Annotated in this window: 15 protein-coding genes; all 15 read left to right on the top strand. The window is 70.9% G+C overall.

All coding sequences use genetic code 11. From position 1 onward, the window contains the following. Position 1 precedes the first annotated feature (1 nt). The 15 genes from PSV23_RS08250 (at position 2) to PSV23_RS08320 (ending at position 14,878) form a co-directional block, all read left to right on the top strand. Positions 2-2,683 carry a TonB-dependent receptor domain-containing protein gene (locus tag PSV23_RS08250; RefSeq protein WP_300467752.1) on the top strand — a complete coding sequence of 894 codons (2,682 nt, stop codon included), beginning with the start codon at positions 2-4 and terminating at the stop codon, positions 2,681-2,683. Between the two features lie 199 nt (positions 2,684-2,882). After that, entirely contained in the window at positions 2,883-3,737 is an 855-nt protein-coding gene (locus PSV23_RS08255) for a type II secretion system protein N (protein ID WP_300467754.1), read from the top strand. Further along, positions 3,734-5,833, top strand: coding sequence for a type II secretion system secretin GspD (gspD, locus tag PSV23_RS08260; RefSeq protein ID WP_300467756.1), 2,100 nt, complete (start codon positions 3,734-3,736; stop codon positions 5,831-5,833). The genes PSV23_RS08255 and gspD overlap by 4 nt, the downstream gene beginning before the upstream one ends. A 7-nt stretch (positions 5,834-5,840) precedes the next feature. Next, positions 5,841-7,361, top strand: coding sequence for a type II secretion system ATPase GspE (gspE, locus tag PSV23_RS08265; RefSeq protein WP_300467758.1), 1,521 nt, complete (start codon positions 5,841-5,843; stop codon positions 7,359-7,361). After that, positions 7,361-8,578, top strand: a complete 1,218-nt coding sequence (gspF, locus tag PSV23_RS08270) for a type II secretion system inner membrane protein GspF (RefSeq protein WP_300467760.1) — start codon at positions 7,361-7,363, stop codon at positions 8,576-8,578. The genes gspE and gspF overlap by 1 nt, the downstream gene beginning before the upstream one ends. Positions 8,579-8,589: 11 nt before the next feature. Continuing rightward, on the top strand, positions 8,590-9,039 hold the full coding sequence (gene gspG, locus PSV23_RS08275) for a type II secretion system major pseudopilin GspG (RefSeq protein ID WP_300467762.1): 450 nt from the start codon (positions 8,590-8,592) through the stop codon (positions 9,037-9,039). 52 nt (positions 9,040-9,091) lie between these two features. Beyond that, positions 9,092-9,574 carry a GspH/FimT family pseudopilin gene (locus PSV23_RS08280; RefSeq protein ID WP_300467764.1) on the top strand — a complete coding sequence of 161 codons (483 nt, stop codon included), beginning with the start codon at positions 9,092-9,094 and terminating at the stop codon, positions 9,572-9,574. A gap of 134 nt (positions 9,575-9,708) precedes the next feature. Continuing rightward, on the top strand, positions 9,709-10,077 hold the full coding sequence (gene gspI, locus PSV23_RS08285; RefSeq protein WP_300467766.1) for a type II secretion system minor pseudopilin GspI: 369 nt from the start codon (positions 9,709-9,711) through the stop codon (positions 10,075-10,077). Then, positions 10,074-10,664, top strand: coding sequence for a type II secretion system minor pseudopilin GspJ (gene gspJ / locus PSV23_RS08290; protein WP_300467767.1), 591 nt, complete (start codon positions 10,074-10,076; stop codon positions 10,662-10,664). Before gspI ends, gspJ begins: the two co-directional genes overlap by 4 nt. Next, positions 10,661-11,647 carry a type II secretion system minor pseudopilin GspK gene (gene gspK, locus PSV23_RS08295; protein ID WP_300467769.1) on the top strand — a complete coding sequence of 329 codons (987 nt, stop codon included), beginning with the start codon at positions 10,661-10,663 and terminating at the stop codon, positions 11,645-11,647. The genes gspJ and gspK overlap by 4 nt, the downstream gene beginning before the upstream one ends. Next, positions 11,644-12,747 (top strand): type II secretion system protein GspL, encoded by a 1,104-nt coding sequence (gene gspL / locus PSV23_RS08300; protein WP_300467772.1) that lies wholly within the window; start codon positions 11,644-11,646, stop codon positions 12,745-12,747. Before gspK ends, gspL begins: the two co-directional genes overlap by 4 nt. After that, positions 12,744-13,235, top strand: coding sequence for a type II secretion system protein GspM (gene gspM, locus PSV23_RS08305; RefSeq protein ID WP_300467774.1), 492 nt, complete (start codon positions 12,744-12,746; stop codon positions 13,233-13,235). The genes gspL and gspM overlap by 4 nt, the downstream gene beginning before the upstream one ends. A 137-nt stretch (positions 13,236-13,372) precedes the next feature. Beyond that, positions 13,373-13,690, top strand: coding sequence for a hypothetical protein (locus PSV23_RS08310; RefSeq protein WP_300467776.1), 318 nt, complete (start codon positions 13,373-13,375; stop codon positions 13,688-13,690). Between the two features lie 171 nt (positions 13,691-13,861). After that, a complete protein-coding gene (locus PSV23_RS08315; protein ID WP_300467778.1) occupies positions 13,862-14,476 on the top strand; it encodes a hypothetical protein in 615 nt (204 codons plus the stop codon). A gap of 96 nt (positions 14,477-14,572) precedes the next feature. Continuing rightward, on the top strand, positions 14,573-14,878 hold the full coding sequence (locus PSV23_RS08320; protein WP_300467780.1) for an SCP2 sterol-binding domain-containing protein: 306 nt from the start codon (positions 14,573-14,575) through the stop codon (positions 14,876-14,878). The last annotated feature ends 74 nt before the right edge of the window (positions 14,879-14,952 follow it).

Raw genomic sequence — 14,952 nt, forward strand, 5'->3', positions numbered from 1 at the left:
CATGAAGACAGTTACTCTGACCCTGAGCGGGGTCCTTCTGGCCACCAGCGCGCTGATCGCGCCGGGGCTGGCCTATGCTCAAACGCCGCCGGTCCAGACCGCGCCGCAAACCGTCACCGCGCAAACGCCGGCCGCGCAGGCTGAAGCCGAGCCGGAAGAGGCCTCCCAGCTCGACGAAGTCGTGGTTCTGGGCCGCTACATCCCCGAACCGAACCGCGAGAGCGCCGAAGTCGCCGCCTTCCTGACGGCCGAGGATCTGGAACGGACCGGCGACAGCAGCGCCGCCGGCGCCCTGGCGCGCGTCACCGGCCTGACCGTGGTCGAAGGCCGCTTTGTCTATGTGCGCGGTCTCGGCGAGCGTTACTCGTCGGCCCTGCTCAATGGATCGCCCCTGCCCAGCCCCGAGCCGCTGCAACGGGTCGTTCCGCTGGACCTGTTTCCGTCCAGCATTCTGGAAAGCGTCACCGTCCAGAAATCCTATTCCGTCGACTTCCCCGGCGAGTTCGGCGGCGGCGTGATCGACCTGCGCACCGTCGATGCGCCGAACGAGCCCTTCTTCTCGATGTCGGCGTCGGTCGGCGGCAATACCGAGACGACCAACAAGGAAAGCCTGATCTATTACGGATCGCGCACCGATTTCACCGGCTTCGACGACGGCACGCGCGACGTGCCTGGACCGCTGGCGCTGGCTTTCGACCAGGGCGTTCCGGTCAACAGCGCCAATTTCGAGGCGCAGCAACTGCAGCGGATCGGTCAGTCCCTGATCAACGCGCCGTTGCGCCTGCTGCAGCGCGAAACCACGCCCGTGAATTTCGGTTTCGACTTCGCGGGCGGCCTGTCCAGCGAAAGCAGCATGGGCACCTTCGGCCTGATCGCCGTCGCGGGCTACAGCAACAGCTGGTCGACCCGAAACGGAGTCCAGGAAGAAGGCCAGTTCTCGGGCTCCGTCCTGGTGCCGGTCACCAGCAAGGCCTATGAATCGAACCAGAACGACATCCAGCTGAACTTCCTGGGCGGCCTGTCGCTGACCAATGAGAACAGCGAGATCAAATGGACGAACTTCTTCGTCCGCAACGTGACCAAGGAAGCCCGCATCAGCGCCGGTCCCGATTTCGACGCCGGCGGCGCGGTCCAGCGGTCGGACTTCACGGAGTGGTACGAACGCCAGCTCTTCTCCAGCCAGCTGGCCGGTGAGCACGAGTTCATGGACGGCGCGGTCGAGTTCGCCTGGCGCGCCGCCTATGCGAAGACCGAGCGGAACGCGCCTTATGAGACGCGCTTCGAATACGGCCTCGATATCAATGGCAATTTCGTCCACGAGATCGGCGGCAACCGCGTCTCGTTCAGCGAACTGGACGACGACATCGTCTCGGGTGGCGCGGACCTCAGCTACACCCTGCCGCTGTCGGACTACCGCGAAGCCGTCTTCAGCGTCGGCGTGGCCTGGTCGGACAACAACCGCGACGCCCAGCGCCGCGACCTGCAGTTCGTGCCGGCCAGCACCCTGACCGAAGAGCAGCGCCAGTCGCGGGTCGACTACCTCTACTCGGACTACAACATCCGCCCGGACGGTCTGATCCTGACGGAAATCACCGGCGGCGCCGGCAGCGGCGCGGCGGCCTATTCGGCCCAGCTGGAAGTCGCGGCCGCCTACGCCCAGGTCGACGCCGAGATCATCCCGCTGGTGCGCACCACCTTCGGCGTCCGCTACGAGGACGGCCAGCAGTCGGTCACCACGCGCGACCTGTTCGGCGGCGCGGCTCCGTTCGCCCCGACCGAGATCGACGAGCAGTATTTCCTGCCCTCGTTCACCGCGACCTGGAACTTCGCTGAAGACCAGCAGCTGCGTGTCGGCGCCTCCCAGACCATCGGCCGGCCGCAGTTCCGCGAACTGGCCCCCCAGTCCTATACGGACCCGGAAACCGATCGCGAGTTCACCGGCAACCCGTTCCTGGTGGACACCGAGATCCTGAACCTGGACGCCCGCTACGAATGGTTCTTCGCCCGGCAGCAGTATCTGACGGCCGGCGTCTTCTACAAGGATCTGGACAAGCCGGTTGAGTCGACGATCGTGACGTCCGGCAACGCGCGTCAGCAGTCCTTCATCAACTCGCCGCAGGCCACCATCTACGGCGCGGAAATCGAAGCGAAGAAATTCTTCGAGTTCCCCGACAACGGCATGTCGTTCATCGCCAACAAGCGCTGGCTGGTCCAGGCCAACTACACCTGGTCGGACTCCGAGGTGAATGTCGAGGCGGGCGACATCGTCCGCACGCCCGGCGGCGGCGGCGCCGACGAGGACGCGACCTTCTTCATCGAGGACGGCAGCCGGCTTCAGGGCCAGTCCGAGCATGTCGCCAACCTGCAACTGGGCTGGGAAGACGACACGGCCCGGTCGCAGGCGACGATCATCGTCAACTACGTCAGCGAGCGCATCAGCGCCCGCGGCGCGGGCGGCGCGGGCAACCGCGAGCCGGACTACATCCAGGATCCGGGCATCTTCGTGGACTTCGTGTACCGCAAGGACTTCGAATACGGGGGCCGCGATCTCGGCTTCGCCCTCGAACTGCGCAACCTGCTCAGCACGGATTTCGACGAGTACCAGGAGCTGGGCAACAAGATCCTGATCAACAACTACGAGCTGGGATCCAGCGCCTCGGTCAGCCTGACCGCGCGCTTCTAGGACACGGACGGGGAGGCCGGCCGCCGGCCTCCCCGCACCGGTACACGACTGTTTTGCGGCGGTTCGTCCGTGGACGCACCAACCGTCACGGACAGTTCGCCGGGCCGTCATGTGGCGGTGAAGCCGGGCCCGGACGATTGGTCTACGGAGTCCGCCGGGCCGTCGGGGCTCCGTGGGGCACGCCATAGTGATCGGCGCAGTGCGCAGTTTCAGCAGCCAGATTCGGGACGCCGTCGCGGCGCGTCCGGATCGCGTGCGCGCCGGCGTCGAGCTTGCTCTCGCCCTGGCCCTGGCCATCCAGCTGGGCCAGCTGGTCTGGATCGTCGTCCAGCCCCGGGCGGAAGCCGCGACAGCGGCCTCGCCGCGCCCTGAGGCGAGCCCCGCCGACTACACCGTCTTCCAGCGTTTCGACGCCTTCTTCCGCACCGGCGATCTCAGCAGCCTGGCCGAGGCCACGGCGGCGGGCGGCAGCCAGATGCGCCTGTTCGGCGTCCGCGCCGGCGGCGCCGGCGGCGGCTCGGCCATCATCGGTCTGGCCGACGGCCGGCAGGTCTCGGTCGGCGTCGGCGAAGAGGTCGAACCCGGCCTGATCCTGCAGTCGGTCGGCCAGGACCACGTCACCCTGGCGCGCGGCGCTTCGGTCACCCGCCTGATCTTCAGCGACACGCCCATCGGGGCCGCGCCTCCGCCACCCCCGCCGCCCGGTCCCCAGACCGTCAGCCCGCCCGCCGAAGCGGCCCCCGCCGTCGCGCCCGCCGTGGCGGCCGGCCCGCGGGTCGACCCCGCCCGGCTGATGGCCCAGGCCTCGCTGCGGCCTCGCATGCAGGGCCTGCGCGTCAACGGCTTCACCGTCTCGGCCGGCGGCGACGGCTCGGCCCTGAAGGCCGCCGGCCTCCAGTCGGGCGACGTCATCCTCGCCGTCAACGGAACCTCGCTGGACCGCCTCGACCGCATCGCCGGTCTGCGCGGCCAGCTCTCCAACGCCGCCAGCGCCGAGATTCGCTTCGAACGCGGCGGCGCCGTGCAGACCACCACCATAAGGACAGGCCGTTGAAGCGATCGAACCGAAGCGTCCTCGCCGCCGTCCTCGGCGCGGTCATCGCCGCCCAGGGGCCTCTGGCCGCGACGCCCGTGCTGGCCCAGTCCGGCGAGCGCCAGACCCTGAACGTCCAGGGCGCCGACATCCGCGCCTTCATCCAGGACGTGGCCCGCTCGACCGGCCGCACCTTCATCGTCGATCCGGCGGTCAGCGGCACGGTGACCGTGACCAGCGACCGCGCCCTCAGCCGCGCCCAGCTGTTCGAGGTCTTCCTGTCGACCCTGCGCGCCAACGGCCTGGTGGTGACCCCGACATCATCGGGCGCCTGGCGCATCAGCCCGGCCCAGGGCGCCGCCCAGGGGCCGTCGACGGTCGGTTCGGAACGCTTCTCGACCGAGGTCTTCCAGCTGCGCAACATCGACGCCGCCTCGGCCGCCGAGACCATCCGCCCGCTGGTCGGGCCGCAGGGCCAGGTGCTGGCCAACCCCGGCGCCAACAGCGTCGTCGTGGCCGATTTCGCCGACAATCTGGCCCGCATCCGCTCGCTGATCGGCCGCATCGACGTCGACCGCACCGGCTTCGAGGTCGTGACCCTGCAGAACTCCTCGGCGCGCGAGATCGCCGCCGTGCTGCAATCCGTCCTCGCCCCTCCCGGCGGCCAGCCGGGGCAGGGGATGGTCACCGTCACCCCGGTCGAGAGCTCCAACTCCATCGTCCTGCGCGGCGATCCCTCGGCCATGGCCCGCATCCGCCCGCTGATCGAGGACCTCGACCGCCGCGCCGAGTCCGCCGACGACGTCAAGGTCATCTTCCTGCAGCACGCCAACGCCGAGGCCCTGCTGCCGGTGCTGCAACAGATCGTCGGCCAGCAGGTCACAGCCGCCAGCGCCAATGCGACGCCGGCCGCCACGCGCGGCGGCTCGGGCGAGACGGCCGCCGCCGTCGTCCCGGCCAGCACGACCGCCGCCGCCCCCGTCCCGGGCCAGCGCGCCACCATCGCCCGCTTCCCCGGCGCCAACGCGCTGGTCATCTCCGCCTCGGCCGACACCCAGCGCATGCTGTCCGAGGTCATCCGCCAGCTGGACCAGCGCCGCCAGCAGGTGCTGATCGAGGCCATCGTCGTCGAACTGTCCGACAACGCCGTCAAGGAACTGGGCGTCCAGTGGCTGCTGGCCGGCGAGGACGGCAACCCGATCGGCCTGACCAACTATTCCAACAGCGCCACGCCGCTGGTCCCGATCGCCGGCGGCGTGGGGTCCGGCCAGCTGGAGGAAGACAATCCGCTGCGCGAGCAGCTGCAGAACCTGGCCCTGAACACGCTTCTGGGCGCCAACGGCTTCGTCGGCGGCGGCGGGGGCAGCATCGGCAACGGCCTGTTCGGCTTCATCATCAACGCCGCCAAGACCGACGAAGGGTCGAACCTGCTGCAGACCCCGTCGCTGATGACGCTGGACAATGAGGAGGCGACCATCCTCGTCGGTCAGGAAGTGCCGATCACGACCGGCGAAACCCTGCTGGACGGCAACTCCAACCCCTTCCGAACGACCCAGCGCCAGGACATCGGCGTCAAGCTGATCGTCCGGCCCCAGATCAACGCCGGCGGCTCGATCACCCTGTTCCTGCGCCAGGAGGTGTCCAGCATCAACGGCGTCCTGACCAACTCGGCCAACGACCTGGTGCTGAACAAGCGCGAGCTGGAGACCACCCTGGTGGTCGACGACGGCGACATCGCCGTGGCCGGGGGGCTGCTGGACCAGAACGACCGGATGTCGGTCGACAAGGTGCCGGGGCTGGGCGACATCCCCTATGTCGGCGCCCTGTTCCGCTCGACCAGCCGCCAGCGCGGGCGGACCAATCTGATGGTCTTCATCCGCCCGACCATCATTCGCAGCCCCGCCGACGCCCAGACCCTGGCCGCCGACCGCTGGGGCTATATGCGCCAGCAGCAGCTGAACAATGCGCCCGGCGTGGAGCCCAGCCTCGACGAGATGATGCGCGACTATATGCGGGCCCAGCCGCCGGTCGCGCCTGAGGCGCCCGGCGTCACCGCGCCGGTCGGCGAGGTCGTCATCGGTCCGCTGCCGCCCGTCCAGACGAGCGCCGGAGGCTGAGGCCGCGATGATCACCCTGATCAATCCGACCCTGCCCTACGGCTTCGCCAAACGGCACGGCGTGATCCTGCTCGAGGCCGGCGACATCGCCGTGGTCGGCCTGCGCGAGGGGGCCGATCCCTCGGCCCTGATCGAGACCCGCCGCGCCCTGGGCCGGCCCCTGCGCGTCGAGCCGCTGGGTCAGGCCGCCTTCGACCGCCAGCTGTCGGAAGTCTACGCCGGCGACCACCTGAACGCCGCCGACGGCGACGATCTGGACATGCCCTCTGGCCTCGAGAGCCTGATCGACGACATCCCCGCCGCCGCCGATCTGCTGGACACGGCCGACGACGCCCCGGTGATCCGCCTGATCAACGGCATCATCGCCGAGGCCGTCCGCACCGGCGCCTCGGACATCCATCTGGAGCCGTTCGAGACCGCCCTGACCGTGCGCATGCGGGTCGACGGCGTACTGCGCGAGACCCTGTCGCTGAACCCCCGGATCACGCCCCTGCTGGTGTCGCGCATCAAGGTCATGGCGCGGCTCGACATCGCCGAGAAGCGCGTGCCCCAGGACGGGCGCATCCCCCTGACCCTCGGCGGCAAGACGCTCGACGTCCGCGTCTCGACCCTGCCGTCACGCGCGGGCGAGCGGGTGGTGCTGCGCATTCTCGACAAGGAGCAGGCCGGGCTGACGCTGGACCGGCTGGGCATGTCGTCCGAGGCGCTGGACGCCTTCCGCGGCGCGCTGAAGGAGCCGAACGGCATCATCCTGGTCACCGGTCCGACCGGCTCGGGCAAGACCACCTCGCTGTACGCCGGCCTGTCGCTGCTGAACGACGCCACGCGCAACATCCTGACGGTCGAGGATCCGGTCGAATACGCCATCGACGGCGTCGGACAGACCCAGGTCAATCCCAAGGTCGGCATGACCTTCGCTGCCGGCCTGCGCGCCATCCTGCGTCAGGACCCGGACGTGGTCATGGTCGGGGAAATCCGCGACGTCGAGACGGCGCGCATCGCGGTCCAGGCCTCGCTCACCGGCCACCTCGTCCTGTCGACCGTCCACACCAATGACGCCGCCGGGGCCATCACCCGCCTGCGCGACATGGGCGTCGAGCCCTTCCTGCTGGCCTCGACCCTGCGGCTGATCGTGGCCCAGCGGCTGGTTCGGCGGCTGTGCGGCGAATGCCGGCGGCCCGAAACGGCGGACGCGGCCACGGCCCGGCTGGCCGGGGTCGAGCGCGGCGCCCGCGTCTGGCGGCCGCAGGGCTGCGCCCACTGCCAGAACACCGGCTATGTCGGCCGCGTCGGCCTGTACGAGGTCATCCGCGTCGATGACCGCGTGCGCCGCCTGATCGCCGCCGAGGCCGACGAGGAGGCGATCAACGCCGCCGCCTTCGGCAAGGCCGGGGCGGACACCCTGACGCAGCGCGCTCGCGCGCTCGTGCTGGAGGGCGTCACGTCTGTCGAGGAAGCCGTCCGCGTCACCCGTCAGGAAACGGCGGACATTGAGCCCGAGGCCGCCGATCACGGGGTCGCGGCCTGATGGCGGCCTTCGACTTCGTCGCCGTCGACGCCGGCGGCCGCACCGTCACCGGCGCCTTGACCGCCGCCGACGAGGGCGCCGTGCGCGCCGTCCTGGCCCGTCGCCGCCTGATGCCGCTGGAGGTCACGACCTCGCGCGGCGCCGCTGCGCGCAACGAACAGGCCGGACCGCGCAAGGCGACCAAGCTCGACGCCAGGACCCTGGCCCTGACGACGCGCCAGCTCTCGACCCTCGTCTCCGTCGCCCCGATCGAGGAGGCGCTGCGCACCATCGCGCTTCAGGCCGACCGTCCGGCCGTCCGCCGTGTGCTGGACGGCGTCCACGCGGGCGTCATGGAGGGCCGGCGCCTGTCCGACGCCATGGCCCTGCAGGGTCAGGCCTTCCCGCCGCTGTACCGGGCCATGGTCTCGGCCGGCGAGACCTCGGGCGCGCTGGAGCCGATCCTCGAACGTCTGGCCGACGGGCTGGAACGCGATCAGGTGGTGCGCGGCAAGGTGATCACCGCCCTCGTTTATCCGATCGTTCTGGCGGTCGTGGCGCTCGGCGTCATCACCGCCATGATGACCTTCGTCGTGCCCAAGGTGGTCGACCAGTTCGACAGCATGAACCAGACCCTGCCGCTGCTGACGCGGCTGGTGATCGGCGTGTCCCACCTGATGCGCGACTGGGGCTGGCTGCTGGCGCTGGTCCTCATCGCCGGCGGCCTGATCGGCGCGGTCCTGCTGCGCAATCCGGCGATCCGGCTGCGCGCCGACACGATCCTGCTGCGCCTGCCCCTGATCGGCCGCCTGACCCGCGATCTGCACGGGGCGAAGATGGCCCGCACCCTGTCGACCATGATCACGGCGGGCCTGCCGGTGCTGGAGGGTCTGACCATCACCGCTCGCACCGTCTCCAACCGCCGTTTGCGTCTGGCGACCGAGACCATGGCCGACGCGGTGCGCGAGGGCGGGGGCCTGTCGGCCGCCATGCGCCGCGCCGACGTCTTTCCGCCGATCCTCGTCTACATGACCGCCTCGGGCGAGAGCAGCGGCCGGCTGGAGCCGATGCTGGAGCGCGCCGCCGACTATCTGGAACGCGAATTCTCGACCTTCACCGCCGTGATGCTCAGCCTGCTGGAGCCGGCGATCATCGTGGTCATGGGCGGCGTCGTCGCCCTGATCGTGCTGTCGATCCTTCTTCCAATCCTGCAGATCAACACCCTGGCGATGGGGTGAGGAGCCGAGCCATGACGACTGAAAACGAACGCAAAACCGCAAGGCGCCGCCGGCGCGCCGGCTTCACCCTGGTCGAGCTGATGGTGGTCATCGTCATCATCGGCCTGCTGGCCACGGTGGTGGCGATCAACGTCCTGCCCAGCCAGGACCGGGCCATGGTCGGCAAGGCCAAGGCGGACATCTCGACCCTGGAACAGGCCATCGAGACCTACCGCCTCGACAATCTCGACTTCCCGACCGACCTGCAGGCCCTGGTCGCCGCGCCCACGGGTCTGGCCAATCCCGAACGCTACCGCCCGGGCGGCTATGTGCGCCGCCTGCCGGAAGACCCCTGGGGCAACCCCTACGGCTATCGCCGCCCGAGCGCGCACGGCGGCCAGTTCGACGTCTTCTCGCTGGGCGCGGACGGCAAGGAGGGGGGCGAGGGCAATGACGCCGATCTGGGCAACTGGCAGGGCTGACGTCCTTTTTGGCGCTATCGCTCGCGACGCGGTCGCTCACTGCATGAGCGCCATGCGTGATCGCGCTCAAGCAGCGAGCCGCCGCGCGGCGAGCGATAGCGCCAAAAAGACTCGCGCCGGCTTTACGCTGGTTGAGCTGCTGATGGTCGTGGCCATCCTCGGTCTGGCCGCCGGCGCCGTGGTGCTGGCGGTGCCGGACCCACGCCCGGCCGTGGGCGTCGAGGCCGAGCGGTTCGCCGCCCGCCTGTCGCGCGCCCGCGACGAGGCCGTGCTGTCCAACCGCCCGGTCGCGGTCGAGGTCACCCCGACCGGCTACGCCTTCACCGTCTTCGACGGCCGCGCCTGGTCCGCCCTGTCCGACGGCCCGTTCGGGTCCGAGGCCTGGCAGCCGGAGACGGCGGTCAGCCCTGTCGAGGGCGCCCGCTTCGTCTTCGACCCCACGGGCGTGGCGGAACCGGCGACGCTGACGCTCAGCCGCGACGGCAAGGGCCGCACTGTCACGGTGGATGGGGCGGGGGAGGTGACCCTTCAATGATCGTCTCCCTTTTCCGTGCATCCCGGCGAAAGCCGGGACCCAGTCCTTTCGCGAGGCAGGCTCTTCGGGATCGGCATTCGCGCGCACCCTCGGCCCCCGATCGCCCAAAGAACCGGGTCCCGGCTTTCGCCGGGATGAACGGGAAATCTGAGACCAGACAGGGGTTCACCCTGATCGAAATGCTGGTCGCCCTGTCGGTTTTCAGCCTCGCCGCCATGGCCCTGCTCAACCTTTCCGGCGAGAACACCCGCTCCGCCTCCCGCGTCGAGACCCGCACCTTCGGCGGGATCGTCGCCGAAAACCTCGCGGTCGAGGCCGCCACCCTGCCGTCGCTCGGGGAGGGTACAGCCTCCGGCCAGGTCGAGCTGGCCGGACGGCGCTGGCGCTGGACCCGCGCGGTCACCGCCACCGACGTCGCCGGCATGCTGCGCGTCGACGTGCGCGTCAGCGACGCCGAGGGCCAGGCCGCCGAACGCACCCTGTTCAGGCCGCGAAACACATGACCCGCCGCGCCGGCTTCACCCTGGTCGAGGTTCTGGTCTCGCTGATGATCTTCGCCATGATCGCGGCGGCGGGCGCGGCCGTGCTGGGCGTGACCATCGACAACCGGTTCGCGGTCAAGGCCGCCAGCGACCGCGTCGGCGACCTGCAGCGCATGCGCGGCCTGCTGCGCGCCGATCTCGGCCAGGCCACGGCCCGACGCTCGCGCGGCCCCACCGGCCGCCCGACGCCCCAGCCCATGGTCGGCGCGGCGGCGCCCGGCGATCCGATCCTGTCCCTGACCCGCGCGGGCTGGAGCAATCCGGGCGAGCAGGCGCGGCCGTCGCTGCAACGCGTCGAATACCGGCTGGTCGAGGATCGCCTCGAACGGCGCGTCTCCAGCCATCTGGACGGCGCCCGGCCCGGTCCGCCGCAGGTGCTGTACCGCGGCGTGCGCGATGTCACCGTCGCCTTCGTCCGCGACGGGGTAGCGGCCCCGGCCTTCATCTCCAGCCTCGACCGCCCGCTGCCCGACGCGGTGAGCATCGGCATGACGGTCCAGGGCTATGGCCGGATCGACCAGCTGTTCCTCGTCGGGAGCGGCCGATGAGCCGGTCGCGTCGGGAGCGCGAGGGCATGGCCCTGCTGACGGTGCTGCTGCTGGTCGCCGTCATGTCGGTGGTGGCGGTGGCCATCCTCGACGATGTGCGCTTCTCGGTCCGCCGCGCGACAAACGTCGAGACGCAGAGTCAGGCCCAGTGGTACGCCGCCGGCGCCGAAACCCTCGCGCGCGGCCAGATCAGCCGTCTGCTCGCCGCCGGCCCGTCCCGGACTCCGCTGGATCCGCAATGGAACGGCCGGACCCTCAGCTTCCCCATCGACGGGGGCGCCGTCACCGCGACCGTCACCGACGGCCAGGCCTGTTTCAACCTGAACAGCCTCGTCCTCGGCGTCGGCGAGGACCTGACCGCCCGTCCGCTGGGCGCGGCCCAGTTCCGCGCCCTAGGCCGCGCCGTCGGGGCGCCCGACAGCCGCATGCAGGCGATCGCCGACGCCCTGACCGACTGGCTCGACGCCGACTCCACGCCCCTGCCGCTGGGCGCCGAGGACGGCGCCTATGCGGGTCTCGCCAAACCCTATCGCACCGGCGGCGTCATGCTGGCCGAGGTCAGCGAGCTGCGCGCGGTCAAGGGCGTCGACGCCGACACCTTCCGCCGTCTGCGGCCCTGGGTCTGCGCCCTGCCGACCTCGCGCCTGTCCCCGCTGAACGTCAACACCCTGACGCCGGAGCAGGCGCCCCTGCTGACCATGCTGACCGGCGGCCTGCTGCCGCCGCAGCGGGCCCGGGCGGTGATCGCCGCCCGCCCCCGCGACGGCTGGCCCGACGTCGCCGCCTTCTGGGCCCAGCCGGCCCTGGCGGCGCTGCCGATCGAGGCCGAGGCGCGCGACCAGATCACCGTCCTGACCCGCTTCTTCGACCTGCGGGTCGATGTCGAACTGGGCGGCTCCCACGCCGTCCGCACCGCCCTGCTGGAAGCCGCCGCCGACGGCCGCGTGCGCACCGTGATCCAACGCTGGACCCCCGAAGAATGAAACCCACCCGCCTGATCCTGATTCCGAGCCTTGGCGGCGAACCCGCACCCTGTCTGGTCATCGCCGACGGCGTGGTGCGCGAGCGCGGCCTGCTGGAGCTTGACGCCGTCGAGCGGCCCGAACCCATGCGCACCGTGGCGGTCGCGCCCGGGGCCGATGTCACGATCCGCTGGCTCGACCTGCCGGCGGGCGGACCCGCCCAGCAACGCGCCGCCGCCCTGTGGATGCTGAAGGATTCGCTGGCGGCTCCGGCCGACCGGCTGGCCGTGGCCCTTGGGCCCGTGCCCGCCGCCGGTCAGCCCCGTCTCGTCGCCGTGGTCGGCCTGTCCCTGCTTCAGGCCTGGACCGACTATCTGGACGCCCTTGGCGTGCGGGCCGACGCCATCGTGCCCGACGCCCTGACCGTGCCCGAGCCGAATGATGACGACCGGCTCAGCGCCGTCGCCTTCGGACCCGCCATGGCCTTGCGGGGCAGGGGCTTCGCCGCCAGCGTCCAGCCGGATCTGGTCGAGCTGGTCGCCGGCGCGCGCCGCGTCGAGCCGGTCGAGGACGGCGACGCGGTCGAGCGCGCCCTGATCGACGCGGCCCTGTCGCCGCCCCTCAACCTTCTGTCGACGCAGGACCGGGCGCGCGGAACCGTCCGCCGCGGCTGGGCCCTGGCCTCCGCCCTGGCCGGGCTGCTGGTCGTCTCTCCGCTTGTCCTGGTCGCCGCGGCCGCCGCGCGGGACGACATGGACGCCCGGCACGCGACCGCCCGGGCCCGCGCCGAGATCGCCCGCGCCGCGCCGGACCTCGCCGCCCGTCCCGATCCGGTCGAGGCCCTGCGCCAGCGCGTCCGCGCGGCCCCGCCGCCCGGCGGCGTCATCGGCGCCACGGCCGCCCTGTTCGCCGCCGTCGAGGGCGTCGAGGGCGCCGAACTGGACCTGCTGATCGTCGATCCCGCCGCCGGCATGAAGGCCAGCGTCACCCATGCCGACTATCAGGACATGCAGGTGATCGCCCGCGCCATGCGGACCAACGGCCTCGAGATCACCGAAACCGGCACCCTGGACGACCGGGGCCGGATCGTCAGCGACATCACCATCGGGAGCGCGCGATGAACCGGTTTACGGGCCCCCTCGAACTCTGGTTCAGCGGCCGCACCCTGCGCGAGCGCCGCATGCTGATGGTCATGGCGGCGCTGCTGCTGGCCACGATGGTCTGGCTGGGCGGGATCCGGCCGGTCCTTGCCTGGAGAACCGCCGCCGCGGACCGCGCCGAAGCCGCGGCCGTCATGCTGGCCGAGGCGCGCGCGTCGGTCGCCTCGCTCGGGCCCGCGCGACCGGCGGCCCCGCCTCCCGCCGAGGGACTGGAACCCCTGATCCGCCGCACCGCCGGGGCCGCGGGCCTCGAGGTGGTGACCGCCATGAGTCCGTCCGGCCAGCTGGGTTTCCAGCTGTCGCGCGTCCGCTCCGGGCCCTTGTTCGCCTGGCTGGCGGCGCTGGAAACGGATCACCGCCTGACCGTGTGCAGCTTGGGCGTGGTCGGGAACGCCGACGCCACGCTGAACGTCGAGGGGGCGCTGACGGCCGGCCCCTGCGCCGGCTGAGGTCAGCCAAAAACGTCCGCTGGCGGGCTAAATGTCAAACTTCATACTTCCAATCGTCGCATAATCTTTACAATAGGGAAAAAGAGCGCATTATTCCTCCGGGTCCTGACTGTTTCAGGCGTTCGAGAGAGACCGAAATGCGCGCTTTCACCCCCCTTGTCGGCCTGACCGCACTGGCCGCCGCGGCACTTCTTCCCGTCGGTCTGGCGAGCGCCGGCGAAGCCGGACAGCCGTCCGCGCGGTCGAATGCGCGCCCGGTGCTGATCTGCGCCACCGATGCGGCGACCCGTCGCGCCTTCACCCGGGAACACGGTTCGACGCCGGTCTTCGTCACCGCTCGCGAAGCCCTGTCCGTGCGGTCCTCCGATCCAGCCTGGAGCGCGCCCCGCTGCATGACCGCCCGCGAGCACGCCCGCTATCGCGACGCCGCCACGACCTACGCCGCCGTCCGCTAGTTCGGCGGAGGGCGGCCCGGGGGGCGGATCGACCGTCGCCATTTTGAACCTGAGCCCGTCTCGGGGGTTGCAGGAGCGCCGCTTCAGTACTGGTGCCCCATGTATCCCGATCCGCTTCCTCCCCGATCCCCGCTCGAACCCGGGCCTCGCGCCCCCCGCCGCGTCCGCCCGATGCATCTGGCGGTGATCGCCGTTGTCGGCGTGGCCGCGCTCGGGCTGATGGGCCTGAAATACGTCACCCTGCCGGGACCAACCCCCGTGGCCGCGGGAGAGGGGCTCGAGATCGAGGTCGTGGCCCCCGTGGAGCCGGAATTGGCCCCCGGATCGGTGATGGACGTGGGCGAGCTGGTGGACGGCTTCCGCTATGTGCCCTCCGTCCGTGCAGCCGGCGCTCCGGTCCATGAGGCCGCCTGGACGGAAGACGAGGACGCCGCCCCCCGGACGCCGCCGCCGTCGCGCCCCGCCGGCGTGCGCCGCTACGCTTCCGACGCATACGCCCTTCCGCCCGAGCCCGAGCCTCCACGTCGCGAGCGGGAACGCCGCTGGTTCGGCTTCGACAATCCGCTGCCGGATTTCGGCGCCGAGCGCCGCGCCCGTCAGGCGCGTCTGGACGCCCTCGAGGACCAGCGCCGCGCGGAGCGCGATGACCGCATGGACCGCCGCCGGTACTCATCCGAACCTGCGCGCTACGAGGATCGTCGGGACGATCGGCGCCATGACGATCCGCCGCGCGACGAACGGCCCGAACAGCCTTCTGACGGCCCCTGGGGTCCCGAGGTCGGCTGAACCGGCCGCCCGTCGCGCCAACTTGACCTCACGTGATCTTGGCAGGGGGGCCCGCGCGGTCTAGGTCGAAGCCTCAACGTCTTCAGGGAGAGACCCATGGCCGACCTGGCTCAAGTCACCGAACACATCCGCGGCGCCGTGGGCGACAACTCCGGTCTGGGCAAGACCGTGAAGATCGATCTGGGCGATGTCGGCAAGATCTACATCGACGGCGCCTCGTCCCCGAACACCGTGACCAACGAGGACAAGCCGGCCGACGCCACGGTGTCGATCAGCTGGGACGACTTCATGGCCCTGTCGGACGGCAAGCTCGATCCGATGATGGCCTTCATGCAGGGCAAGCTGAAGATCGCCGGCGACATGATGATCGCCCAGAAGCTGGCCCCGCTGCTGAAGCGCTAGAAGACCGCACCGAACATCTCCCTCCCCCTCCGGGGGAGGGTCGTCGGCGCGAAGCGACGGCCGGGGGGGGGGGG

The organism is Brevundimonas sp., assembly GCF_029946145.1.
Taxonomy (GTDB): domain Bacteria; phylum Pseudomonadota; class Alphaproteobacteria; order Caulobacterales; family Caulobacteraceae; genus Brevundimonas.

What these genes read in the sequence shown, in the direction of transcription:
- PSV23_RS08320 (WP_300467780.1), top strand. Translation starts at nt 14,573, where the DNA reads ATGGCCGACCTGGCTCAAGTCACCGAACACATCCGCGGCGCCGTGGGC.
- gspI (WP_300467766.1), top strand. Translation starts at nt 9,709, where the DNA reads ATGAACGGGAAATCTGAGACCAGACAGGGGTTCACCCTGATCGAAATG.
- PSV23_RS08315 (WP_300467778.1), top strand. Translation starts at nt 13,862, where the DNA reads ATGCATCTGGCGGTGATCGCCGTTGTCGGCGTGGCCGCGCTCGGGCTG.
- PSV23_RS08280 (WP_300467764.1), top strand. Translation starts at nt 9,092, where the DNA reads ATGCGTGATCGCGCTCAAGCAGCGAGCCGCCGCGCGGCGAGCGATAGC.
- gspL (WP_300467772.1), top strand. Translation starts at nt 11,644, where the DNA reads ATGAAACCCACCCGCCTGATCCTGATTCCGAGCCTTGGCGGCGAACCC.
- PSV23_RS08310 (WP_300467776.1), top strand. Translation starts at nt 13,373, where the DNA reads ATGCGCGCTTTCACCCCCCTTGTCGGCCTGACCGCACTGGCCGCCGCG.
- gspK (WP_300467769.1), top strand. Translation starts at nt 10,661, where the DNA reads ATGAGCCGGTCGCGTCGGGAGCGCGAGGGCATGGCCCTGCTGACGGTG.
- gspF (WP_300467760.1), top strand. Translation starts at nt 7,361, where the DNA reads ATGGCGGCCTTCGACTTCGTCGCCGTCGACGCCGGCGGCCGCACCGTC.
- gspM (WP_300467774.1), top strand. Translation starts at nt 12,744, where the DNA reads ATGAACCGGTTTACGGGCCCCCTCGAACTCTGGTTCAGCGGCCGCACC.
- PSV23_RS08250 (WP_300467752.1), top strand. Translation starts at nt 2, where the DNA reads ATGAAGACAGTTACTCTGACCCTGAGCGGGGTCCTTCTGGCCACCAGC.
- gspG (WP_300467762.1), top strand. Translation starts at nt 8,590, where the DNA reads ATGACGACTGAAAACGAACGCAAAACCGCAAGGCGCCGCCGGCGCGCC.
- gspE (WP_300467758.1), top strand. Translation starts at nt 5,841, where the DNA reads ATGATCACCCTGATCAATCCGACCCTGCCCTACGGCTTCGCCAAACGG.
- gspJ (WP_300467767.1), top strand. Translation starts at nt 10,074, where the DNA reads ATGACCCGCCGCGCCGGCTTCACCCTGGTCGAGGTTCTGGTCTCGCTG.